Here is a 21,615-nt window from a genome sequence, read left to right as displayed (position 1 = left end):
AACAGGCAAAGCGTGTCAGCCAGCCAGCTTTCGTTTCGCGGTGCAGGCTGCTTCCTGTTCCCAAAAGCGCCTCGTTTCCGCCACGACGACGCCGGAGAGACCGATCAGGCCGATCAAATTGGGCACAGCCATCAGCCCGTTCATAATGTCAGACAGCGTCCAGACGAGGTCCAGCTTCAGCGTTGCACCGACGCTCACCATCGCCACAAAGACGAGGCGGAAGTAACGGCCGGAATCCTTGCCCGCCAGGTATTCGAAGCACTTTTCGCCGTAGTAGGCCCATCCGAGAATGGTGGAGTAGGCAAACAGGATCACGGCAACGGCCAGCACGTAGCTGCCGGCCGGGCCAAATACGGTCTGGAATGCGTAGGTCGTCGCCTCCACTCCTGATTTGCCCGTTTCCCATGCGCCGGTCGTCACCAGGGCCAGTCCGGTAATCGTACAGACGATGATGGTGTCGAGAAAGGTGCCTGTCATCGAGACCAGCGCCTGCTTGGCCGGCGTGTCGGTCTTGGCGGCAGCGGCCGCGATCGGAGCGCTGCCCAGCCCCGCCTCATTGGAAAAGACGCCGCGGGCCACTCCTTTTTGAATCGCCATCGCCACCGTGGCCCCCAAAAAGCCGCCCGTGGCCGCCGTCCCGTTGAAGGCCCCTTCGAGAATGATGGATACCGCCTGCGGCACCCGGTCCAGGTGGAACAGGACGACGCAAATGCCGGCGGCGATGTAAAACAGGGCCATGAACGGCACGAGAACACTGGTCACCTGGCCGATCTTGCGCACGCCGCCCAGCACCACGAACGCGGTGAACAGCGCCAGGGCCACGCCGGACGCGAGCGGGGGAACGGCGAAGTTCAAATGCAGCGCGTCCGCCACCGAGTGGGCCTGCACCATGTTGCCGATCCCAAACGAAGCCAGCGTGCCAAACAAGGCAAAGAGCACAGCCAGCCATTTTTGCTTCAATCCCCGTTCGAGGTAGTACATCGGGCCGCCGGAATAGCGGCCGTCCGCTTCGCGAATCCGGTAGGTGACCGCCAAAATGGCTTCGGCATACTTGGTGGCCATGCCGAACAGGGCAGTAACCCACATCCAGAAGATGGCGCCGGGACCACCCGTGGCGACGGCAGTGGCGACACCTGCGATGTTGCCCATCCCGATGGTGGCGGCCAGCGCTGTCATCAGCGCCTGAAAGTGGTTGATATCCCCAGGCGAGCCGCTCTCCTGCCGGCCAAAGGCCAGCCTCAAGGCATACCACAGTTTGCGGAACTGCAATCCTCTCAACCTCACTGTCAGCATTACGCCCGTGCCCACCAACAGCACCAGCGTGGGCAGTCCCCATACGTAACCGTTGATTACATCCAGCCAATGCAGCAGCTTGTCCATGTCGTTTCCTCCTTGTTTGTCGTACAAATCTGCGTACAAAAGAAAAAACATTTCATCGCGGATGAAATGTTTCTGGAGCGGGCATGGACACGCAAAACGGCCCGTTCATGGGGAATCAGGGGAGCAATAAGCCCCTAGCGCCATTCCGGTCGTTTTGCAGCTGTCGTTCGCTCTGTCCTTTTACCTGAGAGATTCATTCGCATTGCTGCGAATTTGCTCCTTCGGTGCCCGTGCCCCTCGCCGATGCGGGTAGGGGGTCTCTCCAGAGGTTCGTCCCCATTCAGTTTCACTTGTTGCCAAGACCTGAGAGTTTCGGGATGTGCTCCCTTGCCCCGTCGGTAGATCGTTTCCGATCTTTTCCTGAATGGTTCATCCGATCTCATATGCAATTTGACAGAAAAAATATATAGCTAAATTAAACTTCTGTCAATCTTGTGAAATGTTTCGAACGTGTCCCATATTCCAGGTCTAAGTGACAGCTCCCCGCAATACGTTATAACAATGAACAACACGCTGCCCAAGATGCGCCTAAAAAAGAGACAACCCGTGCGGGACTTCGCTGAAGACCGCAGCTGGCAGCGAGGAGGGATTTGTGCATGCTGCATATCGTCGCCTGTATCAAACAGGTGCCGGACACGAAGGTTATCAAGATGAACCCGAAGACGAACACGATGGACCGATCCAGCGCTCCAGCCATTCTCAACCCGTATGACGCCCACGCCGTGGAAGAGGCGGTCCGGCTGAAGCAGCGCTACGGCGGCACTGTCTCCGTGCTGACAATGGGACCGCCGCCGGCCGTCAAGGCGATCCGCAAGTGCATCGAGATCGGTGCGGACGAGGGCTACATGATTACCGACCGGGCATTCGCCGGGGCGGACACGCTGGCCACCAGCTATGCGCTGACCAAGGCGCTGGAGAAAATCGCCAAGCAGAAGCCGATCGATCTGATCATCTGCGGCAAGATGACGATCGACGGCGACACCGGGCAGGTGGGGCCGGGCATCGCCAGACGGCTCGACATACCGCCGCTGACCAATGTGAAAAAGGTGGTGGAGATCAACAAGGAGAAGGGATACGCCATCGTCCACCGCAAGCTGGAGGACGGGTACGAAGTGGTCCAGTCCACGCTGCCTTGTCTGTTCTCCGTGGAAAAGGAGATCAACGAGGTGCCGTACTCTCCGCTTCCCAACATGCTACGCGCCGCCCGCTACCAGCCCGTCATCTGGTCCGTCAACGACCTGGAGGACGTGGATCGGAGCCTGCTGGGGCTGAAAGGTTCACCCACGATCGTCGCCAAGGTGTGGCCGCCGGAGAAACCCAAGGGGGGCGAAAAGCTGCAGGGCAGCCCGCGCGAGCAGGTGAACCGGCTGATGGAAATCCTGGCGGAGAAGAAGGATTTGTTTCGCGCAAAGGAGGGACGGGCATGAACCTGGAGGAGTACCGCGGGGTCTGGGTGTTTTTGGAACAGCAGGACGGCCGGATCGCACCGGTGTCGCTGGAGCTGCTGGGGGCGGGGCGAAAGCTGGCTGACAAGCGGGGTGTGCCGCTTTCCGGCTTGCTGATCGGCGACCAGGTGCGTGAACTGGCGACGGTCGCCTTCCAGTACGGAGCGGACGTCGTCTATCTCTACGATGACCCGATTTTTCACTACTACCGGACCGAGTCCTACATGCGTGCCGTGATCGCATGCGTGCAGAAGCACAAACCGGAAATCCTGCTCTACGGAGCCACGTCGACCGGCAAGGATTTGGCCAGCGCCGTGGCGACCGATCTGGAGACGGGGCTGACCGCCGATACCACGATGCTTGACGTGGATCAAGAAACGGGCCTGCTGGAAGCCAGCCGTCCGGCGTTCGGCGGCAACATCATGGCGACTATCCTGTGCAAAAAGCATCGGCCGCAGATGGCCACCGTCCGGCCCAAGGTGATGAAGGCACTGCCGCCCGATCCCAATCGTACAGGCCAGATTGTGGAGGAGCGGATTCCCCTGCGAGAGGAAGAGATCCGCACCAAAGTGCTGAAGATCGTCCGCGAAACCAGCAGGAGAGTGCGGCTGGACGAGGCGGACATCATCGTCGCCGGCGGCAAGGGGATGGGCAGCAAGGAGGGCTTCCAACTGATCCACCGCTTCGCCGAGGCAATCGGCGCGACGGTCGGGGCCAGCCGGGATGCCGTCGAGGCGGGATGGATCGACCACCAGCATCAGGTGGGGCAGACCGGGGTGACGGTGACGCCGAAAATCTACTTTGCCATTGGCATTTCCGGAGCGATTCAGCACCTGGTCGGGATGCAGAACTCCGGATTGATCATCGCGATCAACAAGGACCCGGACGCGCCGATCTTTCAGGCGTGCCACTACGGCCTCGTCGGTGACGCGTTTGAAATCGTCCCGCTCTTGATCGAGGCGCTTCAGGCGGAATCGGACAAGGAGGTGCAGTATGGCGGAAAAGTTTGATGCAATCGTCGTCGGGGCCGGACCGGCGGGCACGGCGTGCGCCTACACGCTGGCGAAGGCCGGTGTCAACGTCCTGCTTCTGGAGCGGGGCGAATATCCCGGCTCCAAAAACGTCATGGGTGGAGTGCTCTACCGCAAAATGATGGAGGACATCATCCCCGGCTTTTACAAGGAAGCGCCGGTGGAGCGGCCGATCGTGGAGCAGCGCTTCATGATGCTGGATGAACAATCGGCGCTGACATTCAGCTACAAGGGGTTGGAGTGGGCGAAGGAGCCGTACAACAACTTCACCGTGCTGCGCGCCAAGTTTGACCAGTGGTTTGCCGACAAGGCAGTGCAGCAGGGGGCCCTGCTGGTAAACGAAACGGTCGTGCGGGAGTGCATCGTGGAAGACGGCAAGGTGGTGGGAGTACGCACCGACCGGCCGGACGGAGAGGTGTTCGCTGACGTGGTAGTGTTGGCCGACGGGGTGAACTCGCTCTTGGCCAAGTCGCTCGGCTTCCACAAGGAGTTTCGGCCTGACGAAGTGGCCCTCGCTGTCATGGAAGTGCTCAAGCTGGACCGCAAGATCATCGAGGACCGCTTTAATCTGGAAGGGGATCAGGGCTGTACGATCGAAATCTTCGGCGACTCGACCAAAGGCATTCTCGGCACCGCCTGGCTGTACACCAACAAGGACAGCCTCAACATCGGCGTGGGAGCAATGCTGTCCGGTCTGATCAAGCATAAGATCAAACCCTATGCACTGCTGGACTACGTCAAGAATCACCCGATGATCCGCCCCTACATCCAGGGCAGCGAACAGCAGGAGTACCTGGCCCATCTCATCCCGGAGGGCGGCTACCGCTCCATGCCCAAGATCGTCGGTAACGGCGTACTGGTGGTAGGGGACGCAGCCCAACTGGTCAATGCGATCCACCGCGAGGGCTCCAACATGGCGATGACCTCGGGTGTGCTGGCGGCGGAAGCAATCCTGGAGGCCAAAGCGGCGGGAGACTTTTCCGAAAAGACGCTGGATACGTACCGCAAAAGACTGTTGGACAGCTTCATTGGCCAGGACCTGAAAAAGTATCAGGACGCCACGCATCACTTTGAACGTTCTCCCCAGTATTTCGAGCGATATATTCCCATGATGAACCGGGCGGCCAGCCAGATGTTTACCGTGGACGGCAGTTCCAAGTGGGAGAAGCAAAAGAAAATCTGGCGTGATCTGGGCACGGCCAGGGAGAAATGGAAGATGGCCCGCGATCTGATGCAGGCATGGAGGGTGATGAAATGAGGAAAGAGCTGCCCGCAGGCCAATCGATCGAGGAAAAGCAGTACCTCGTCCGCTTCAAGGCAGACACCAAGTCACACCTGCACGTGCTGGATGCGGACATCTGTGCCACCAAGTGTCCTGACAAGCTGTGCACGATTTTTTGTCCGGCCGAAGTTTACAAGTGGGAAGGTGTGCGCATGCATGTGGGGTACGAGGGATGTCACGAATGCGGAAGCTGCCGGATTGGCTGTCCGTACGAAAACATCAAGTGGGAATACCCGAAAGGCGGTCACGGGATTATTTTCAGACTGGGGTAATGGACGGTGGAACATGTTTAAGCCGGGGGAATGCGTTGTCTACACCCGTGACGGAGCCAGAGGAATCGTCATCGCGGTGAACGGGGAATGGTATCAAATATTCTGGGAGGACACCTTTGTCAGTTGGGAAAAAGCGGAGGTGCTGACGAAAGCGGAGCAGCTTTCCTGACGACAAAAAAGCGGGAGCCACGGCTCCCGCTTCCCAACTTTTCCATATACTGTTTCGAGACTGTGAAGAGATGGGACATGCCCGGTCAATCAAGACCAACGTCACTCAATAAAGGATACATCTGAGCGGCGTCACCTGTTTGCCGTGGATGCGAAAACATCCCAGAACCGGCTGTTGTCCGGCAAGGGACAGGACCAGATAGGCAGTCTCCGGATAACAGGCGTGCTCGATATCGTACGGCGATGGATAAGCGGGAGCGGCCGGATGAGAGTGGTAGATGGCGACAAGACGTTCCCCTCTCTGTTCCATTTGGGCAAAGACCTGGCGAATCTGTTCCTCTCTCATGGAAAACGAGAAGGGGCTTTTATCGGCGTTCTCCATCTTCCAAATGGTCTCCGCCCGTCCGCATCTCCCCGACAGCAGTCCACATGCTTCATAGGGCTGTTCAGCAGTGCAGTGGACAACCATCTCTCGCCACACATGATAAGCCAGCGGCAGGACGATGCCTATGGGACTACGGCTTGAAACGCCTCCCGCAGCAACCGCCCGATCTTCGTTGCGGCAACGATTTGACCACGTGCGACTTGCCCCATCCGGTATGTCCTGGAGGGGATACGTGCTGCTGACTGTTGCTCGGAAGATGGGGGTGCGTGTGGACAGGCCTCATTTGCCGTTGTCTGTAGAGTGCGCGGATCTGATCCGGTGTCATGAAAATCCCTTCCTTTCCTTCGGCGTATACTATGATGTATTCGTCGGCGGAAAGGAAGGGAACGGCGGTTGCACATCGGAGTGCAGTCGGGGAAAGGACGGGCGGTCTGGGTGCATGGTTACGCGTTTTTAAAGGGATTAAAGGCAGTGACTGCAGACGTGTTGTGCGGTTTGAGAAAAGAGGCGTGAGCGCTGTTGGACGGCAGTCTCAACACGGGCGTGCCTCCCGCTGCCAGTTGCTGTTGCTGGGCAGCAGCAGGGGATTCCATCCCTTTTTTGCTTCGCGATTCGCGTGACTGGTAATCGTGGATGGCCTGCCGGTACTTTTCTTCTTTTTTCTGCAAGTCTTTGATCGTCTTCTTCAACTCCTGGCGTTCCCGCTGCCATTCCGCTTCCTGCGCCTGCAAGCGGGCGATCACTTCTTCCTTCTCCTTCAGCTGCTGCTGATAGGTTTCTTCCCGCTCCGATTGAGTCGATGCGTGTATCAATTTTTGCTGTAATTCATCAATCTGCTGCTGCCATTCTGATTTCTCGGCCTGATGGCGGGCGATGATGTCGTCCCGCTGGTGAAGCAACTGCGTCAGCGCTTCCTCGTTTTGCCGGGAAGATTCAAGCTGCTGCGTCAGTTCTTCAAGCGCTCCCCGCCATTCGGCTTCTTTTGTCTGATAGCTGGCGATGGTCTCTTCCAGCTGCTTGATGCGCTGGGCATCGTCGGTTGTTTGTTGGTGGTACTCCTTGAGCTCTTGGTTCAGCAACTCCCATTTTTCGCTCCACTCCGCCTCTTTGGCCTGATAGCGGGCGATGATGTCGTCTCGATGGTGAAGCTGCTGCGTCAGTTCTTCAAGCGCTCCCTGCCATTCGGCTTCTTTTGTTTGGTAGCTGGCGATGGTTTCTTCCAGCTGCTTGATGCGCTGGGCATCGTCGGCTGTTTGCTGCTGGTGCGCCTTGACTTCTTGGTTCAACAACTCCCATTTTTCGCTCCACTCCGCCTCTTTGGCCTGATAGTAGGCGATGATGTCGTCTTTTTGCTGCAGCAGCTGCGCAACGTCCTCTGAAAGCATCGCCCCCTGGGCTTCCCTTACGATTTCCCTCCACTCTTCCAGGGTTTTCTGCCATTCCGCCTCCTTTTCCTTGTAATAGGCGATGGTTTGGTCCCGTTGTTCAAGCAGGGCAAGCTGACTTGCCTCGAGTTGTTCAAGCTCGTGCACCCGGTCTTTCAGTTCGGCCACCACGCGGTTCAATTCGTCTGCCCTGCGCTGTTGCTCTGTCAGTGATCGTTTTACCTGTTCCAGGTGCTGGTTGTGCCATTCTTCCCGGTCCCGCAGTTCCTTCAGTTTTTTGCTGGCAAGCTGTAGTTCTTCGTAGTACTGGTTCGCTTTCGCTTCAAAAAACTGCGCTTGCCGCTTCAGCAGGAGAAGCTTTTCCTTCTCCGGCTTCGCTTTGCTGGAGGTCTTTTTTTTCAGCACCGTACGTTCCTCCTTTGCAGTGTGTGTTCCCCTATAGACATATGTAAGGGAGCGGGAAGTGTGAAAAAGCGGAGAAGAGTTAGGCTGTTACGGGTGAGTATATGTTTCACTTAAAACAGAAACGGGAGAAGAGCAACTCTTCTCCCGTCGTACTGAAGACAAACCGGTTGTACCGAGGAGAAGCACGTTTCCAGGCAGAGCGACTTGTGAGCCCTACCGAGCGGAGCTGCGATTTGCGGGTAAAAGGATCGCCACCGTTGAACAGGCTGCGTAGCTATGCGGCTTTGGCGATCCCCCGCAAATCGATGCGGAGCGAGCAGTTTGTGCTTCCTTGCTGGGCGAGCACGGAGCGGATGACGGAAACGTGTTCTCCTTGCAACGGCCACTTTGTCTACACACAAACGGGAGAAGAGCAACTCTTCTCCCGTTTTGTATCGATTCTGGCGAATTACGGAATGGACGGCGTCGGGATTACATCCGGGAACGTTACGCAGTCTTGGACCAGCAGCTGCTCGTCGGGGACAATCGTAAGTGCTGCGGAGAAGATGGGGAGTCCGGCTCCGTTGGTCAGCAGCAGGAGCACGACGTCCGGCAGCCCCAGACCGGTTTCGGCCAAGACGAGCGTGTAGTTCACCGTTTCTTGCGTGCCTGTTGCCGTGAACGTTCTCACGCCGGTACCGGTAACGACAAGACCGAGGAGGATGGTCGGCAGAACGATTCCCAGACCAAGGTCCGGCAGAACCGTGATGCACGTCGGCGAGCTGATCGTCGTTGGCGTGAGGCTGAAGCTTTGGTCGCCGGGGATGACGTCAGGCAGCGGTGTCGGACCAGGCGTATCGAAGAAGTTGAAAGTGAACGTGCTGGCCGACGGATTGCAGCTCGGGCAGATGTCGGCGATCAACTGTACGGTACCGATTTCTACCGGTGCCAGCGGCGGCAGGCCGAGGCTTACTGTTACGCCGGTAAGCAGCGTATTGACTGTAGCCTGGCAGTCGCAGTTCGCACGCGGGAAGATCGTCGGGCACTGCGGCGGGAAGACGATCGGCGGGCAGCGGAAACCAGGACCGGGGGACGGTGTCGGTACCGGGATGTCGTTCGGACGCGGTGCGCAGAACTTGGCCAGTACCTCCAGTTTTACTTCCGCTTCCACCTGGATTTCCTTGCAGATCGTGATCTCCAATTCTACCATGCCGCCGAGCAGAACGCTGCCGATCGGCGTGCACTCGATTGCGGTAATCCGGCAGAGAATGTTGTTTTCGTCCAGCGGCTCCGGCAGGCAGAGCACCACTTCGTCATCAAACTGGATGGTCGCCGGGAATTCGCACAGGAACGTACCATCAGCAAAAATGCGAAGCAACACAGTAGCACCGAACAGGAACCGGACAACGCCTACGCGGACGGTAGCACCGCCAACCGTGATCGTCTCACGGCGAATGCCGATGACACGGCAGGAAAATTCGGGCGAAATCGTGGGTTGCGGTTTCGGAATCAGCGGGAACGGCGGCGGTACGATCGGTTCCACGCACTGAATCGTAATGTCCTGTCCCGCACGGATGGCTTCGTCAACCAACGGCCGGCAGTCGTCTGGAATGGGAACCTTGTTGCGGTCCCTGTTGGCAAATACAACCCAGTCGTACACCTTTTGAACGCGGATGCACTCTTCCTGCAGATTGTTGGGAATCGGCGGAGGTGCGGTTGGCGTCGGTGTAGGTGTCGGCACTTGGTAACCCCTGATGGGCTTCACTTTATGCACCAGTACAACCCTTCCTTTCTATAGGGTATTTGATTTTGCATTACATACTATGGAGGCAGCGGGAGATTTGCTTGTCAACGAATGCCCATTTTTCGCGCAGTCTTCGCTTCGTGCCCTTCTGTTTAGAAAGGAATGGCGAACTGGCGCATGAACCAGTCGTCGTCGTATTTGCGGCGGGCGAAATACCGCAGACGCTGGGCCACGGCCCCGCATTGCAGCACCTCGCGCTCAATCCGGTTGGGATCGGCGTGGATGATCAGTTTCTTGCAAGCTGCAATCCGCGATTCGTTAAAGTGGCTGTACGCCATACGCAGCATGTTGTAGTACACATGCTCAAACTCCACTTTGTACGGATGGGCTTTTCGGAACAGGTGGAGGATTTTGACCGAGGGTTGTACATGGCAGCGGTAACCAAACAACCATAATTTTATGGAAATTTCGATGTCTTCAAAGCCCCAGACGCGAAACCCTCTGTCAAAACCGCCGATGTCCATAAAGACGTGTTTCGGCATGGCCAGACAGCCGCCGGGGAGGATGGCGGATGGTTCCGGTCGGTTAACATGCCGGGTCCAGACTACGCCCAATCGCTGGTCAAGCGTCTGGCCGTAGCCGACCTTGTGGGGCTCCTGCATCGACGCGATGGCGGGAGATACCGCATCGGTGCGCCCGGACTTGATCAGATCGACGAGACCGTCGATCCAGTAATTCGGAAACGTCAGATGGGCGTCACAGAAAATCAGATAGGTGCCTTTGGCGTGTTCCGCTCCCAGATTTCTCGCAGCAGCTGCGCCGATTCCAGGCGTGGTGATCAGCTTGACCCGGCCATTCTGTTCTTCTGTTTGCAAAAAGGCGCAGCAGTTGTCTGAAGAACCGTCATCCACCACGATGATCTCATACGGATAGCGCGTTTTCGCGGCGCGAAGCGATTCAAGCGTGGTGCGCACGTTGTTTCCCTCATTTTTGGCCGGAAAAATGACGGAAACCAACGGCAGGTGTTCGTCCGACATGGGATCACTCCTTTCTCCTGACATGGTATGGCAGAACGAAGAAGGGGGTACCCGTCTTCTCGGAAAATGACCGCTTCACGTCTCACGCATGGTGCCGGCTGTTCATACACTAGACAGCGGATGGGGAAATACCCATTGGAGGAGTGAATCGCATGGACGTCGAGGTATATTACGCGGGACAGCGCAGCGGGACCATACCGTACATGTCGGTGCCCGCCTTTCGCCTGTTCTGCAAACAGAATGGCTTTCAGCTCAGATGGGATGCCGAACAGAAGCGGATTGAGCTCGATTCCGGGCTAAAGGGGAGAGTCTGTGTCCTGGCGGTGGGAAAAGCCGGAAAAGACGCCTCCTACGAATGTGAGATTTTGAACAGGGTGCAGGCGTTTCTGTCCGAGTACGGGGCAGAGGTCGTGATCGGAGAACCGGCGAAGATTCTCAAAAAGGATGTGGCGATCCGCTTTAGCGTCAAGGAGATCCGCGCATCCGTCTCCCCCAAGTTGATCGTGTTTCGCAGCGAAAACGAGTCACGCAGGACGCTGGTTGACTGCCTCCACCATGAACTGAAGCAAACAGGGATCAACTGCGTGGTAAAACTGCTGCGGGAAGCCCGCTCTGCTTCCTCCGGTATCGCGGTTCAATTTCAACTCCCTCAGGGAACGGATGAACAGCAGCGCAAGGCGTACGCAGAATGCATCGCCTTTTTTCTCGCTTCCGGAATCCTTCATTACTTTCTCACCGGTCTGCGTATCTCACCGCTGTCATACCTGTCGCGCCATCTGCTGAAAGCGTTTGGGGGCAGAGCTGCTGCGGAAGAGGCGGATTCGGCAGATGCAGCAAAGAATGCGGGGGAGGAAGCGGACGCATACAGCGCCGCCGGGGTGAACGAACAGCAGGAAGCGGCTCCAACGGAACCTCTGGAGACAGAGGCGGCCTTGGGCGCACAGACAATCGATGTGCAGCCTGATCCTGACACGGCTGAAGCCAGGACGGACGAGGCGGAGCCGCAAGTTACTGTGCAGGAAGCAGTCCCTTTGGCGGAAACGTTCCGGCAGGCGGAAGCAAGGCGGCTGGAAGCAGAGGTGTTTTTCGACTACACCGTGCTGCGGTCCGATGTAGAAAACCGGCCGTTTTTGCTCATCGGCAATATTTGCGTAAAAAATACGGGAACAGAAGCGCTGTACAATCCGGTTGTCTGCCTTCGCGCCGATCCGCCTGACAGCATCAAGATGGGGGGACAAATCCTGCCGCCCAATTTGGTGGAAACGCTCGCCGTGCAAAGTTCTGCAGGGATCAAAGGGTGGCGGTATCTGGAGAATGACTGGTTTACGCAGGCGAAAGAACGAGGGGAGTACTGGATGGCACCGATTCATCCCGTGAGGATTGAGCCGAACACAACCGAGATGTTTCAGAATTTCCAGTTCTCCGTCACCAAACCGGAAACCGGAAACACCGTGACGGTCGAGGGCTATGTATTCTTTCAGGAACAGGGGCTGCAGTTTGCGGCCAATAACCGGATCGCCCTTTCCTTGTAAGCGTAAGAGGTAAAGAACCAAGAACGTATCAGGAAAAGGAGTGGGATGTATGGAAGGCGTCTCGTGGCTGGATTTGGCGATTCTGGTGCTGGCCAGTTTTCGCCTGACCCACTTGATCGTGTTTGACGAAATCACTGCGTTTCTGAGAGCGCCTTTCTTTACGGAGAAGTATGAGACCGACGCTGCCGGTCAACTGATCCGGCATATCGAATTTCACGGGGAAGGCTTGCGCCGCTGGCTCGGCATGCTGCTCAGCTGCCATTGGTGCGTAGGCATTTGGGCGGCAGCGGCAGTCGTCGCGCTTTACGTCTATGTACCGGCCGCCTTTCCTCTGCTGCTGCTTCTCGCTGTCGCAGGTGCAGCGGCCGTAATCGAGACCAAGTTGTACACGGGTTGACGGTTGCGGCTATGGCGTGCGGGACGCATGCTGAATTGTTTGATAGAGCCGTGCTTCGTCCTGGGATAGAGGAAGCACATCCTCCGCGATGAAGCTGACCTGCCGCTTCATCGGGTACACCTGATTTTCAAGAGAGATAAACCGCGACGAAAAGATGGCCACGTCGTTTTTCAACCGGCTTTTGTCAAGCGGTATCTCCAATGAAAACGATGGTTTTGTGATCTGGTGCACAGCCATCAGCCGTCCGTTGACCACGACGGAACACTGGAAATGGACCCCCTGCTCGTATGGGGACGGGATGTGCTGGGATGATCTTCCCTTGACCAGCAAGAGGTGGGCCGGACTGCTCGGATCTGCTTCCACCGTTGCCGTGAACATGGGGGGGACCCACAAATCCTTGTACCGGTTCATGTGCGTGACCTTGGGAGTCTGTTTGCGGGCGGCGTTGGCCTTGATTTGGCGCAGCAGGGAGTAGGTGCCCATGCGCAGATAGGGAGCCGCGTACCTCATCCACGTATTTGAGATCGATCCGAAGTGCTTGACGACGGTTTGCAGGACTTCCGGAATCCCGACCGAGTGCCATTGGGTTGCAGTTTTGGAGCTTTCGTGAACGCGGGTATTTGCCAGATGCTCGGGGATGTAGCCGATGGTGTAGTGTTTGGCTATGCGAATCCACAAGTCGTAATCCATGCAAAAATGAAGGGATTCGTCCACACCCCCCAGCTGTTGAAACACGTGCTTGCGGAAAAACGCGGCAGGCTGGCAGACACAGCAGCTCTCATACAGGCGTTGGAGCGTGGCGGTGCTGACCGTGAGCGAAGAAGAGGCACGACTGTTTTTGTTGATGACGAAGCAATTGCCATGCACCATCGCCCATTCCGGATGCTGCCGCAATGCCTGCACGGCTTTCCTGACTGCTCCCGCCACGTACGTATCGTCGGAGTTCAGCCAACCGATAATCTCCCCTTTTGCCATGGCTACTCCTTTGTTGACCGCGTGGGACTGGCCCCGGTCAGGCTCGGACACGAAGCGAAACCGCTCCCCCAGAGTGCTGCTGTACTGCTGCAGGAGGGCAACTGTGCCGTCCGTTGATCCTCCGTCCACCACGATGTGCTCGATGTTCGGGTAGTCCTGGGATAAAACGCTCTGGATCGTTTCCGCGATAAAGCCGGCCTGATTGTAGGAGGGGGTGATGATGCTGACGAGAGGAAGATCCTGTTGGGACATACGTCTCACTCCCTTCCAAAATGAAATGCGGAAAAAAGGGGGCCCGGGTCAATGCACTCGGCCTCCCTTTTTGCGCTATTTCCCATCGTCATGCGGTGCGGTTACAAATAATCCGGCACCAATCCGGGATTGCGGAAATTTGGCTTCCAGCGGGACGTTAAAGAGCATGAACGACTCGGTCCATGTTCCTCCCATGTAAGAAAGCCTCCTTTCACTTTCTCAGACAGATGTCGTAGAAGCCTTTGTACTGGGCGTAGTAGTCGTCGTAAATCGCCAACAGCTGCTGGACGGTAGCAGGCTGCTCCCGGCTCAGCGAGATCCGCGAAAAATGCTTGAGCACCCGCGCGGCGTCTTCCCTGGTGGTGCCGTACCGGTACAGGTGATACGGGGAGTACTCCGCGATGATCGTCGTGTCCTTGCTCACCAGCGGCAGGCACGCTTCGATAATGGCGAAGTCGGCCCCTTGCGTGTCAATCACGATCAGATCCATCAGCGGGGGAACGGTGAAGCCGTAACACTTGCTGAACATCTCCACGGGGTTCACCATCTGGATTTTGTACGGCAGGCTGCGGAAGATCGATACTTCCATGTCGCTGCTTTTCGGCATCGCACAGCGGTGATCGGACGAGTCCCAGGCGCTCTTGAAAAACGAGATGTACTGCCCGCTTTTTCCCAGCGCGTAGGGAAACGCATGAATGTTCTGAACCTGGTTGAGGTGAAGGTTCACCGTCAACAGGGCGAAATTGAGCGGGTCAGGCTCAAAGCAGTAGATGGTCGCCGACGGCTCAGCCTTTGCCAGATAGATGGCCGCCGAGCCAAGATGGCCCCCGGCATAGAGAACACGGCATTTCGGCTTTAACAGGCTCCGCGCATGCTCCAGCGAATCGCTCCAGAGGCGGTTTCCGCTGCGAAAACCGGCTCCCGCCACTTTGTCGTCGAGATGGGTGATCAGCTGCATGGTGAGATTGTTCAACGTCACGTGTGCGATCGAAAAAGGATACAAACCCGTTCCTCTCCTTTCATGACCCCGTCAGGTCATGCAGAGTTTGGTGGAAGAGACTCGTGTCACTGTGCCATTGAATATGATATGTGCAACACAGTCGTTTTGAAACGGGACAGCTTCATCATGCGGCCGTTCATCCCGGCGGAAGAGAGAATACCTATTTTTGTCCGTTTCAATATCACCCCTCTTTCCTTGTTCATAAAATAGTGCAGGCCAAGACAAAAATCGGACAGAGGTGCAGTGGATGAAACTCATATTGCTATCAGGAGGGTCCGGAAAGCGACTGTGGCCGTTATCAAACGATGTACGGTCCAAACAGTTTTTGAAAATGCTGCGCAATCCGAACGGCGAGTTGGAATCCATGGTGCAACGGCTGTGGAGGCAGTTGGCTGCCAACGGCTTGCTCGATTCTCTGTACGTTTCCACCAGCAAAACGCAGGCGGACATGATCGTGAACCAGTTGGGGACGGAGGTGCCGCTCATCCTTGAACCCAAGCAGCGGGACACGTTTCCTGCGATCGCACTGGCCGCCAGCTTTTTGTATTCCAGAGAGGGCGTGGACCTTCAGGAAACGGTTGCGGTCATGCCCGTCGATCCCTACGTCGGGGAAGATTTTTTCGCGCTGATCAAGCAGCTGGAGCACGTGCTCGACCAATCGGGAGCCGATCTTGCGCTGATCGGGGTTACGCCAACTTATCCGTCCAGCAAATACGGCTACATCGTCCCTGCTGAATCAAAAGCAGACAAGATACAGCCGCAGATGTACCGCGTCCTTTCGTTTACGGAAAAACCGTCTGAGGAGCAGGCAAAGTGGCTGCTGAAGCGGCGCGCGCTCTGGAACTGCGGCGTGTTTGCGTTTCGCCTGGAAACGATGATCAAGGAATTGGAGAAAAGAGGATACCCCGTTGAGTACGACGCGCTGATTCAGCAGTACGACCGGCTGCCCGCGATCAGTTTTGACTACGAAGTGGTGGAGAAAGCGGAACGAGTCGTCGTCGTTCCCTACGACGGAGAGTGGAAGGATCTGGGCACCTGGAACACGATCACGGAGGAAATGACCGTGAATCTCGTCGGAAAAGGGCACCTGGACAACGGATGTACCAATACCCACGTGATCAATGAATTGGACCTGCCGATTGTCGTCATTGGAACGTCCGACGTGGTGGTGGCGGCCAGTCCTGACGGCATCCTGGTATCGGATAAAGCGAAAAGTCACCGCATCAAAGATATTGCGAAAGAGTGGAACCACCGTCCGATGTTTGAAGAACGGCGCTGGGGGTGGTATCAAGCGATCGGTTACCAGACCACGGACAGCGGGGCCGAGGTATTGACAAAGCGGCTTCACATCCATGCTGAGCGGAATTTGAGCTACCAGTATCACCGTCATCGCTCAGAAGTGTGGGTAATTGTCGCCGGCGAGGGTGAATTTGTGTTGGACGATCGTCTGCGGCATGTTCAGGCCGGGGATGTACTGGAAATTCCGGTCGGGGCCAAGCACGCGATCAAGGCCACTGCCGATCTGGATATCATCGAGGTGCAGATGGGAGACAGCCTGGTGGAAGACGACATCGTCCGCCTGTGTCTCTCGTGGGAAGAGATCATGGAGCGGGTAAACCGTGACCAGCTGGAGGGAGGAGCATGAAACGCTGGATTGACAAGACCATCATGGTGACCGGAGGCTCGGGCTTTCTCGGTTCCCATGTGGTGGAACGGCTGAGGGCGGCAGGCTGCAGCCGGATCATTGTACCGCGAAGCCGCGATTACGATTTGCGCAATCAGCAAACAGCCATGTCGCTTATTGAGCAGACAAAGCCTGATTTGATCATTCACCTGGCGGCTTCGGTTGGAGGAATAGAAGCAAACCGCAAAAATCCGGGGGCTTTTTTTACGACAACTTGTCCATGGGCATTCATCTGATGGAAGCGGCCAGGCGCGGCGGTGTGGAAAAATTCGTGGCCTGCGGAACGATCTGTTCCTATCCCAAGCACGCTCCTGTACCGTTTCGGGAGGAAACATTGTGGGACGGCTATCCGGAAGAAACAAACGCTCCCTACGGGTTGGCCAAAAAGATGCTCCTGGTGCAAAGTCAAGCCTACCGGCAGCAATACGGGTTCAATTCGATTTTTTTGCTTCCCGTCAACCTGTACGGGCCGCGCGACAACTTTGATCTGGAGACGTCTCATGTGATTCCGGCGTTGATCCGCAAATGCGTGGAGGCCAAAGAGCGTAACGAGAATCACATCGTGGTCTGGGGGACAGGACAGGTCACGCGCGAATTTCTCTATGTCGAGGATGCTGCGGAAGCCATCGTGCTGGCAGCGGAGCATTACGACGGCGATCAGCCGGTCAACATCGGCACGGGGGAGGAAATCTCCATCAAAGATTTGGCAGAGCTGATCGCCAGGGAAACGGGTTTTACGGGCGAGATACGCTGGGATACCGGAAAGCCGGACGGACAGCCGCGCAGATGTCTCGATGTCCGGAAGGCCAGGGAGTACTTCGGATTTCAGGCCCGGGTGTCGCTGCGCGAGGGATTGCGCAGGACGATTGCGTGGTACGTCGCGCAGCGGGCGCAAAGAGGCTAGCAGCTCTGCACGTTTGCGACTGATCGGAGGGGAACATATGGAACGATGGGATGAAGGTATCGCTCCTCCCCGTGATTTTTACAACTCCACGGAGGATTGGGCGGCCGCAGCGTATCCGGATCAGAAAAGTGCGGCGGGCATGTATCGGAAATGTCCGGTCGAACCGTTTCGCTATGATCCCGGCCGTTTCCAGCAGCCGATTGACCCTTCGATGTGGACGATGTATGGCGAACCGCTGCCCTACTACATTGCCTTCATGCCGAACGGAAGAGTGTGGGGGGAGAACGGCGCGGTAATCAGTCCGGACAACAAACTGGTATGGGATGTCTCCCATGAGATGTACCGGCTGCCGCAGGAGCATTCCGTCTTTGAACAGGAATATCTGCCGCCCGTCACACGTCTGCCCGGGACCGCTGCGCTGTTGACATATGTGGGCAATTCCAACTATTTTTTTTGGATGTTCGACGTATTGGCGCGGATGGAACTTTTGCGGCGAGAGGGGATCGCCGTCGACAAATACCTGATCAATCAAAAGCGCCAGCCGTTTCAGGATGAGACGCTTGCCGCACTCGGGGTAACACCCGATCGGCTGATTGAATGCAAGAGCGATACCCACATCTGCGCATCCAATCTGGTCATTACTCCGCCGGTGGCATACTCCGGCCACGTGCAAAAATGGGTGTGCGACTTTCTGCGCGAACGGTTCGCCGGGTGGCGTGCAGCCGCGTCCGGCGGGAAAGGGGAACGCCTCTACATCAGCCGCTCAGGGGCCCGTTACCGACATGTGCGCAATGAAGAGGAAGTGGTTGCTCTACTGGAACGGCACGGATTTACCCGCATCCATTGTGAGGAGTATTCGGTCGCCGAGCAGGTGCGCCTGTTTGCGTCAGCACAGGTGATTGTCGCACCGCATGGGGCGGGCCTTGCCAATATTGTCTTCTGCCGGCCGGGAACAAAAGTAATCGAATTCTTCTCTCCTCACTGGGTTCGCCAAACATACTGGATGATCAGCTGCCACTGCGATCTGGATTACTATTACCTGATCGGCAGGAAGCGGAAGCTGGTCTACGATGTGTGGTCCATTCGCTACCACATCGAAGACGATATCGTCGTCGATCTGAAGAGACTGGCCGGACTGCTGAAACTGGCCGGCTGCGCATAGCAACAGGGGCGGAAAAGGAAAAAACGGGGTGCTTGCCATTGGGCCAAGCACCCCGTGTCTATTATTCCTTCCAAAACGGTTTGAATGACGCGGCATGCGCGAGTCGCGCCGCTTGCCGCATGCGGCCGACTGCAGCTTACAGCCGGGGAACCGGGCGGCGATGATCCCTGATCCACTGCGCGATGCCGGCGGGATTTGTCAGATATGCACGGTAAAACTGCAGCTCCTGATACGAGAGAGGAAGCACCTGATCGGCCAAAAAGCTGACGACGCGCGGCTGCGCCGGGGAGCCAAGCTTTATGTTCCACGATGCGAAAATGTCCAGTTCATGGTTCGTCCGATCCGGCGGGAGCGGAAATTCCACGGTAAATGACGTCCCGTTCACGGCGATTGTTCCCGTCATGCTGCCGTTTATGACGTAATGCAGGAAAGCTGATTGGGACGCGGACGGCCCGGCCGGTCTTGCGCCCCTGATCAGCAGCGTGTGTGCGGGAGATTGCGGATCGGATTGAATCGAGACGTGAAAATTGGGCGGGACCCACATGTCCGGGTGGCGGTTCATCGCTGTGATCCGCGGTGCGTTGCCAAAAACCGCGTGCGCCCGAAAAAAGTTCAGCAGCGGAAACACGCCTTTGTTGTGGTGGAAGTACAGGTATTCCATCACCCAGTCGTTTGACACGGTACCGTAGTGTTTAGCGCTCGTCCGGAACACTTCCTGAAGTCCTACCGTCGGCCACTGGGTGACCGATTTGGATGCGGAATGATACCTGGCTTTTGCCCAGAATTCGGGCACATAGCCGATGCGGTGGCGCTTTGCGATGCGGATCCACAAATCGTAGTCCATACAGAAGCTGAGGGTTTCATCCAACCCTCCCACATCGTACAAGACCTGTTTGCGGACGAAGGCGGCAGGCTGCAGGATGTTGCACCGTTCAAACAGTTTCAGCCGATCCTGCGGCTTGACGGGAAACGGCCTGACCGGCAGGTTTCGCTCGTTGGCAACGTAGCCGTTTCCGTGTACCATCCCCCAGTGAGGGTTTGCCATCAGGGCTTGAACCGCTCGGCGGATGGCGCCGGGCATATACGTGTCGTCCGAGTTCAACCATCCGATTATCTCTCCCCGCGCGACAGACAGGCCTTTGTTGATCGCGTGGGACTGACCGCGGTCCGGTTCGGATACGAAGGTGAATTTTTCGCTTAGCTGGTTGTATTGGGACAGGATCGCAAACGTGTTGTCCGTGGATCCGCCGTCAATCACGATGTGTTCCACATGCGGGTAATCCTGCTTCAGCACGCTTTCGATCGTTTCTTGGATATACTTTCCGTGGTTATAGGAGGGGGTGATGACGCTCACAAGAGGAAGCGATTGGGTGTCCATGGGCCTCACTCTCCTATTTGTGTGTTGGGTCCTGGCGTGCAGTCAACCAGATGTCCACATAGCCTTTGTACTGTTCGCAGTGTTCGTCATAAAACGAAAGCAGTTGGTCAACGGTAACGGGGGCGGGCATGACATTTTCCACCCGCGAGTTTACGATTTCCGCCCGGGAAAAGAGGCGAAGCAGGCGTTCTACATCCTGCCTGGAAGTGCCGTGGCGGTACAGGTGATAGGGCGAATACTCCGCAATCACGCCGGTATGCGGGCCAATCATCGGCAAACACGCTTCCAAAATGTCAAAATCGGCCCCCTGGGTGTCGGTCACGATCAAGTCAAACGAGCGAGGAGCCTTGCTGCGATAGCACGCTTTGAGAAATTCCGGGGGCTGCACGATCGGGATGCGGTAGGGGAGGCCGTGAAAAATGGTAACGTCCGGATCGTCCATTCGGGGCATGGCGCAGCGGTGGTCGGATGAATCCCAATCGCTTTTGTAAAAAGGAATAAATCCTTGTGTTTTTCCTGCTGCAAACGGAAACGCATGGACGTTGCGCACCTGATTGATCTCCAGGTTCACCGTCAACAGCGCGAAATTGATCGGGTCAGGTTCAAAACAGTAGATCAGCGCGGTTGGCTCCACCTTGGCCAGAAAAATCACCGCTGAGCCGACATGGCCGCCGGCGTAGAGAATCCGGCCATGGGGTTTGAGATTTTTTCGCGCGTGATCCAGGGCGTCCGACCACAGCTTCTTCCCGCTCCGTAATTCGGCGCCGGAAATCAGATCTTCCAGGTTTGTCACAAGCGTCATGGTGACGTCATTCAGTGATACTTCCGAATGAGTAAAAGGGTGCATGACTGTCTACCTCCGTACAAAGATGCCATTAACCTGAAGCACTTCCCCTGTGGTGTAGTCTGCAAAATCCCTTTCCAGATAGAGCAGATCAAAACCCAGGCGATCCACGTAGTCAATCATGGCCGGATACAGCAATTGGTGCTGGTACAAAGGGACAAGCGACAGTTCCATTTCCAAGATGTCTACGTGGGGCAGCGTCCGTTGGGCCCCCTTGAGAACCTCCAATTCGTATCCCTGGACGTCCAGCTTGAGGTAGACGCGTTCGTGCGCGTGTATCAGTGACGGCAGCAGCGTATCCAAACGTGTGATGACGATGGTTTCCCTGCCGACGTAGCGCGAATCGGGAGCGCCGATCACGTGCCGGTCCAGCATCGGCAAAAGGGAACTGCTGTAGGAGTTGCCGGCGATGTTGATGATGGCCTGGCCTTCCGTACTGCCGAGCGCCACCTGCTTGCAGTCCCAGTGGGGATCGCTGGAGGCCAATTGCTGCAATTGGGCAAATTCCTTGGACAATGGTTCAAAGGAGACGATTCTGCCGCGATACCCTTGCTGTCTCAATTTGCTGGCGAATTGTCCGGTATTGGCACCGACATCCAGCACAAGGGCAATTCGTTTATGAGCAATCAATTGTGATCTGTTGGGAAACTGGCGGAAGACCCAGTCAAAATTGCGCGTATCCAAGGCAGTGCGGACGGCGTGTTTCAGGAATTGACGATTGTCCATTACAGGTTCTCCCCTCATCGTAAATGGCTGGCATCCGGATTTTGCCTTATAGAGTAGGATATGATCGCTTCACCCGAATGGTTTGGACAGCAGTGTCTTCGTGTTTCAGTTTTTTTTCAAAACGCTGTGCGTTCTCCCGCGGTCGGTCAGCCGCAGATGAAGGCCGCCTCACGTCCTGCTTTCCGGAAACATCGCCCGGTCTCGCCGCGGATTCGCTTTGCATAAGTTATCGTATCGTGCCGGGAAAC

At 56.7% G+C, this 21,615-nt stretch carries 21 protein-coding genes and 1 riboswitch; of the genes, 11 read left to right on the top strand and 10 right to left on the bottom strand.

Annotated features, from left to right (window positions below; translation table 11 throughout):
- Positions 1–15: 15 nt before the first annotated feature.
- The gene (locus tag Q7F15_RS14275) at positions 16–1,380 is read right to left on the bottom strand and encodes an alanine/glycine:cation symporter family protein (RefSeq protein WP_212133068.1); all 1,365 of its coding nucleotides are present in this window, start codon (positions 1,378–1,380) and stop codon (positions 16–18) included.
- 162 nt (positions 1,381–1,542) lie between these two features.
- A riboswitch (glycine riboswitch) is annotated at positions 1,543–1,656 on the bottom strand.
- Between the two features lie 320 nt (positions 1,657–1,976).
- Between Q7F15_RS14275 and Q7F15_RS14270 the strand changes: the two genes are divergently transcribed.
- From Q7F15_RS14270 to Q7F15_RS14250, 5 genes are read left to right on the top strand one after another with little or no spacing between them, the layout of a single operon-like run.
- Positions 1,977–2,807 carry an electron transfer flavoprotein subunit beta/FixA family protein gene (locus tag Q7F15_RS14270; RefSeq protein WP_304414509.1) on the top strand — a complete coding sequence of 277 codons (831 nt, stop codon included), beginning with the start codon at positions 1,977–1,979 and terminating at the stop codon, positions 2,805–2,807.
- On the top strand, positions 2,804–3,835 hold the full coding sequence (locus tag Q7F15_RS14265) for an electron transfer flavoprotein subunit alpha/FixB family protein (protein WP_171566399.1): 1,032 nt from the start codon (positions 2,804–2,806) through the stop codon (positions 3,833–3,835). The genes Q7F15_RS14270 and Q7F15_RS14265 overlap by 4 nt, the downstream gene beginning before the upstream one ends.
- Positions 3,819–5,114 carry an FAD-dependent oxidoreductase gene (locus Q7F15_RS14260; RefSeq protein ID WP_171566398.1) on the top strand — a complete coding sequence of 432 codons (1,296 nt, stop codon included), beginning with the start codon at positions 3,819–3,821 and terminating at the stop codon, positions 5,112–5,114. The genes Q7F15_RS14265 and Q7F15_RS14260 overlap by 17 nt, the downstream gene beginning before the upstream one ends.
- Complete coding sequence (locus tag Q7F15_RS14255) at positions 5,096–5,410, top strand: ferredoxin family protein (protein WP_171566397.1); 315 nt, start codon at positions 5,096–5,098, stop codon at positions 5,408–5,410. Before Q7F15_RS14260 ends, Q7F15_RS14255 begins: the two co-directional genes overlap by 19 nt.
- Before the next feature lie 13 nt (positions 5,411–5,423).
- Positions 5,424–5,579 (top strand): hypothetical protein, encoded by a 156-nt coding sequence (locus tag Q7F15_RS14250; RefSeq protein WP_171566396.1) that lies wholly within the window; start codon positions 5,424–5,426, stop codon positions 5,577–5,579.
- 105 nt (positions 5,580–5,684) lie between these two features.
- Here the strand turns inward: Q7F15_RS14250 and Q7F15_RS14245 are convergent, their stop codons facing one another.
- From Q7F15_RS14245 to Q7F15_RS14230, 4 genes are all read right to left on the bottom strand, one after another.
- Positions 5,685–6,047 carry a M67 family metallopeptidase gene (locus tag Q7F15_RS14245; protein WP_171566395.1) on the bottom strand — a complete coding sequence of 121 codons (363 nt, stop codon included), beginning with the start codon at positions 6,045–6,047 and terminating at the stop codon, positions 5,685–5,687.
- Between the two features lie 359 nt (positions 6,048–6,406).
- Positions 6,407–7,753, bottom strand: coding sequence for a coiled-coil domain-containing protein (locus tag Q7F15_RS14240; protein ID WP_304414508.1), 1,347 nt, complete (start codon positions 7,751–7,753; stop codon positions 6,407–6,409).
- 448 nt (positions 7,754–8,201) lie between these two features.
- Positions 8,202–9,473 (bottom strand): BMQ_0737 family morphogenetic spore coat protein, encoded by a 1,272-nt coding sequence (locus tag Q7F15_RS14235; protein ID WP_230076676.1) that lies wholly within the window; start codon positions 9,471–9,473, stop codon positions 8,202–8,204.
- Between the two features lie 155 nt (positions 9,474–9,628).
- Positions 9,629–10,513 carry a glycosyltransferase gene (locus Q7F15_RS14230; RefSeq protein WP_171566393.1) on the bottom strand — a complete coding sequence of 295 codons (885 nt, stop codon included), beginning with the start codon at positions 10,511–10,513 and terminating at the stop codon, positions 9,629–9,631.
- A 152-nt stretch (positions 10,514–10,665) separates the two neighbouring features.
- Between Q7F15_RS14230 and Q7F15_RS14225 the strand changes: the two genes are divergently transcribed.
- Entirely contained in the window at positions 10,666–12,045 is a 1,380-nt protein-coding gene (locus Q7F15_RS14225; RefSeq protein WP_304414507.1) for a hypothetical protein, read from the top strand.
- 49 nt (positions 12,046–12,094) lie between these two features.
- Positions 12,095–12,442 carry a DUF1360 domain-containing protein gene (locus Q7F15_RS14220; protein WP_304414506.1) on the top strand — a complete coding sequence of 116 codons (348 nt, stop codon included), beginning with the start codon at positions 12,095–12,097 and terminating at the stop codon, positions 12,440–12,442.
- A gap of 9 nt (positions 12,443–12,451) precedes the next feature.
- On the opposite strand, the gene Q7F15_RS14215 is transcribed toward Q7F15_RS14220, so the two are convergent.
- Positions 12,452–13,669 (bottom strand): glycosyltransferase family 2 protein, encoded by a 1,218-nt coding sequence (locus Q7F15_RS14215; protein ID WP_171566390.1) that lies wholly within the window; start codon positions 13,667–13,669, stop codon positions 12,452–12,454.
- A 211-nt stretch (positions 13,670–13,880) separates the two neighbouring features.
- Positions 13,881–14,672, bottom strand: coding sequence for an FkbM family methyltransferase (locus Q7F15_RS14210; RefSeq protein WP_171566389.1), 792 nt, complete (start codon positions 14,670–14,672; stop codon positions 13,881–13,883).
- Between the two features lie 244 nt (positions 14,673–14,916).
- Between Q7F15_RS14210 and Q7F15_RS14205 the strand changes: the two genes are divergently transcribed.
- From Q7F15_RS14205 to Q7F15_RS14190, 4 genes are read left to right on the top strand one after another with little or no spacing between them, the layout of a single operon-like run.
- The gene (locus Q7F15_RS14205) at positions 14,917–16,314 is read left to right on the top strand and encodes a sugar phosphate nucleotidyltransferase (RefSeq protein WP_230076680.1); all 1,398 of its coding nucleotides are present in this window, start codon (positions 14,917–14,919) and stop codon (positions 16,312–16,314) included.
- The gene (locus Q7F15_RS14200) at positions 16,311–16,589 is read left to right on the top strand and encodes an NAD-dependent epimerase/dehydratase family protein (protein WP_304414505.1); all 279 of its coding nucleotides are present in this window, start codon (positions 16,311–16,313) and stop codon (positions 16,587–16,589) included. Before Q7F15_RS14205 ends, Q7F15_RS14200 begins: the two co-directional genes overlap by 4 nt.
- Positions 16,574–17,257, top strand: coding sequence for an NAD-dependent epimerase/dehydratase family protein (locus Q7F15_RS14195; protein ID WP_304414504.1), 684 nt, complete (start codon positions 16,574–16,576; stop codon positions 17,255–17,257). Before Q7F15_RS14200 ends, Q7F15_RS14195 begins: the two co-directional genes overlap by 16 nt.
- Positions 17,258–17,294: 37 nt before the next feature.
- Positions 17,295–18,419 carry a glycosyltransferase family 61 protein gene (locus Q7F15_RS14190; RefSeq protein ID WP_171566386.1) on the top strand — a complete coding sequence of 375 codons (1,125 nt, stop codon included), beginning with the start codon at positions 17,295–17,297 and terminating at the stop codon, positions 18,417–18,419.
- Positions 18,420–18,555: 136 nt separating this feature from the next.
- Here the strand turns inward: Q7F15_RS14190 and Q7F15_RS14185 are convergent, their stop codons facing one another.
- The 3 genes from Q7F15_RS14185 to Q7F15_RS14175 are packed head-to-tail and all read right to left on the bottom strand — an operon-like array spanning position 18,556 to position 21,367.
- On the bottom strand, positions 18,556–19,797 hold the full coding sequence (locus Q7F15_RS14185; protein ID WP_171566385.1) for a glycosyltransferase family 2 protein: 1,242 nt from the start codon (positions 19,795–19,797) through the stop codon (positions 18,556–18,558).
- A gap of 13 nt (positions 19,798–19,810) precedes the next feature.
- Positions 19,811–20,644 (bottom strand): FkbM family methyltransferase, encoded by an 834-nt coding sequence (locus Q7F15_RS14180; RefSeq protein ID WP_230076682.1) that lies wholly within the window; start codon positions 20,642–20,644, stop codon positions 19,811–19,813.
- Positions 20,645–20,650: 6 nt separating this feature from the next.
- Entirely contained in the window at positions 20,651–21,367 is a 717-nt protein-coding gene (locus Q7F15_RS14175; protein ID WP_171566383.1) for an FkbM family methyltransferase, read from the bottom strand.
- Positions 21,368–21,615 lie beyond the last annotated feature (248 nt).

It is taken from the genome of Brevibacillus aydinogluensis (assembly GCF_961514395.1).
GTDB lineage: Bacteria > Bacillota > Bacilli > Brevibacillales > Brevibacillaceae > Brevibacillus > Brevibacillus aydinogluensis.
This window is presented reverse-complemented; position numbering and strand designations above follow the sequence as displayed.

Coding starts and splice junctions, on each gene's coding strand:
- Q7F15_RS14275 (WP_212133068.1), bottom strand. CDS start 1,380: ATGGACAAGCTGCTGCATTGGCTGGATGTAATCAACGGTTACGTATGG.
- Q7F15_RS14270 (WP_304414509.1), top strand. CDS start 1,977: ATGCTGCATATCGTCGCCTGTATCAAACAGGTGCCGGACACGAAGGTT.
- Q7F15_RS14265 (WP_171566399.1), top strand. CDS start 2,804: ATGAACCTGGAGGAGTACCGCGGGGTCTGGGTGTTTTTGGAACAGCAG.
- Q7F15_RS14260 (WP_171566398.1), top strand. CDS start 3,819: ATGGCGGAAAAGTTTGATGCAATCGTCGTCGGGGCCGGACCGGCGGGC.
- Q7F15_RS14255 (WP_171566397.1), top strand. CDS start 5,096: ATGGAGGGTGATGAAATGAGGAAAGAGCTGCCCGCAGGCCAATCGATC.
- Q7F15_RS14250 (WP_171566396.1), top strand. CDS start 5,424: ATGTTTAAGCCGGGGGAATGCGTTGTCTACACCCGTGACGGAGCCAGA.
- Q7F15_RS14245 (WP_171566395.1), bottom strand. CDS start 6,047: ATGGTTGTCCACTGCACTGCTGAACAGCCCTATGAAGCATGTGGACTG.
- Q7F15_RS14230 (WP_171566393.1), bottom strand. CDS start 10,513: ATGTCGGACGAACACCTGCCGTTGGTTTCCGTCATTTTTCCGGCCAAA.
- Q7F15_RS14225 (WP_304414507.1), top strand. CDS start 10,666: ATGGACGTCGAGGTATATTACGCGGGACAGCGCAGCGGGACCATACCG.
- Q7F15_RS14220 (WP_304414506.1), top strand. CDS start 12,095: ATGGAAGGCGTCTCGTGGCTGGATTTGGCGATTCTGGTGCTGGCCAGT.
- Q7F15_RS14215 (WP_171566390.1), bottom strand. CDS start 13,669: ATGTCCCAACAGGATCTTCCTCTCGTCAGCATCATCACCCCCTCCTAC.
- Q7F15_RS14205 (WP_230076680.1), top strand. CDS start 14,917: ATGAAACTCATATTGCTATCAGGAGGGTCCGGAAAGCGACTGTGGCCG.
- Q7F15_RS14200 (WP_304414505.1), top strand. CDS start 16,311: ATGAAACGCTGGATTGACAAGACCATCATGGTGACCGGAGGCTCGGGC.
- Q7F15_RS14195 (WP_304414504.1), top strand. CDS start 16,574: ATGGGCATTCATCTGATGGAAGCGGCCAGGCGCGGCGGTGTGGAAAAA.
- Q7F15_RS14190 (WP_171566386.1), top strand. CDS start 17,295: ATGGAACGATGGGATGAAGGTATCGCTCCTCCCCGTGATTTTTACAAC.
- Q7F15_RS14185 (WP_171566385.1), bottom strand. CDS start 19,797: ATGGACACCCAATCGCTTCCTCTTGTGAGCGTCATCACCCCCTCCTAT.
- Q7F15_RS14180 (WP_230076682.1), bottom strand. CDS start 20,644: ATGCACCCTTTTACTCATTCGGAAGTATCACTGAATGACGTCACCATG.
- Q7F15_RS14175 (WP_171566383.1), bottom strand. CDS start 21,367: ATGGACAATCGTCAATTCCTGAAACACGCCGTCCGCACTGCCTTGGAT.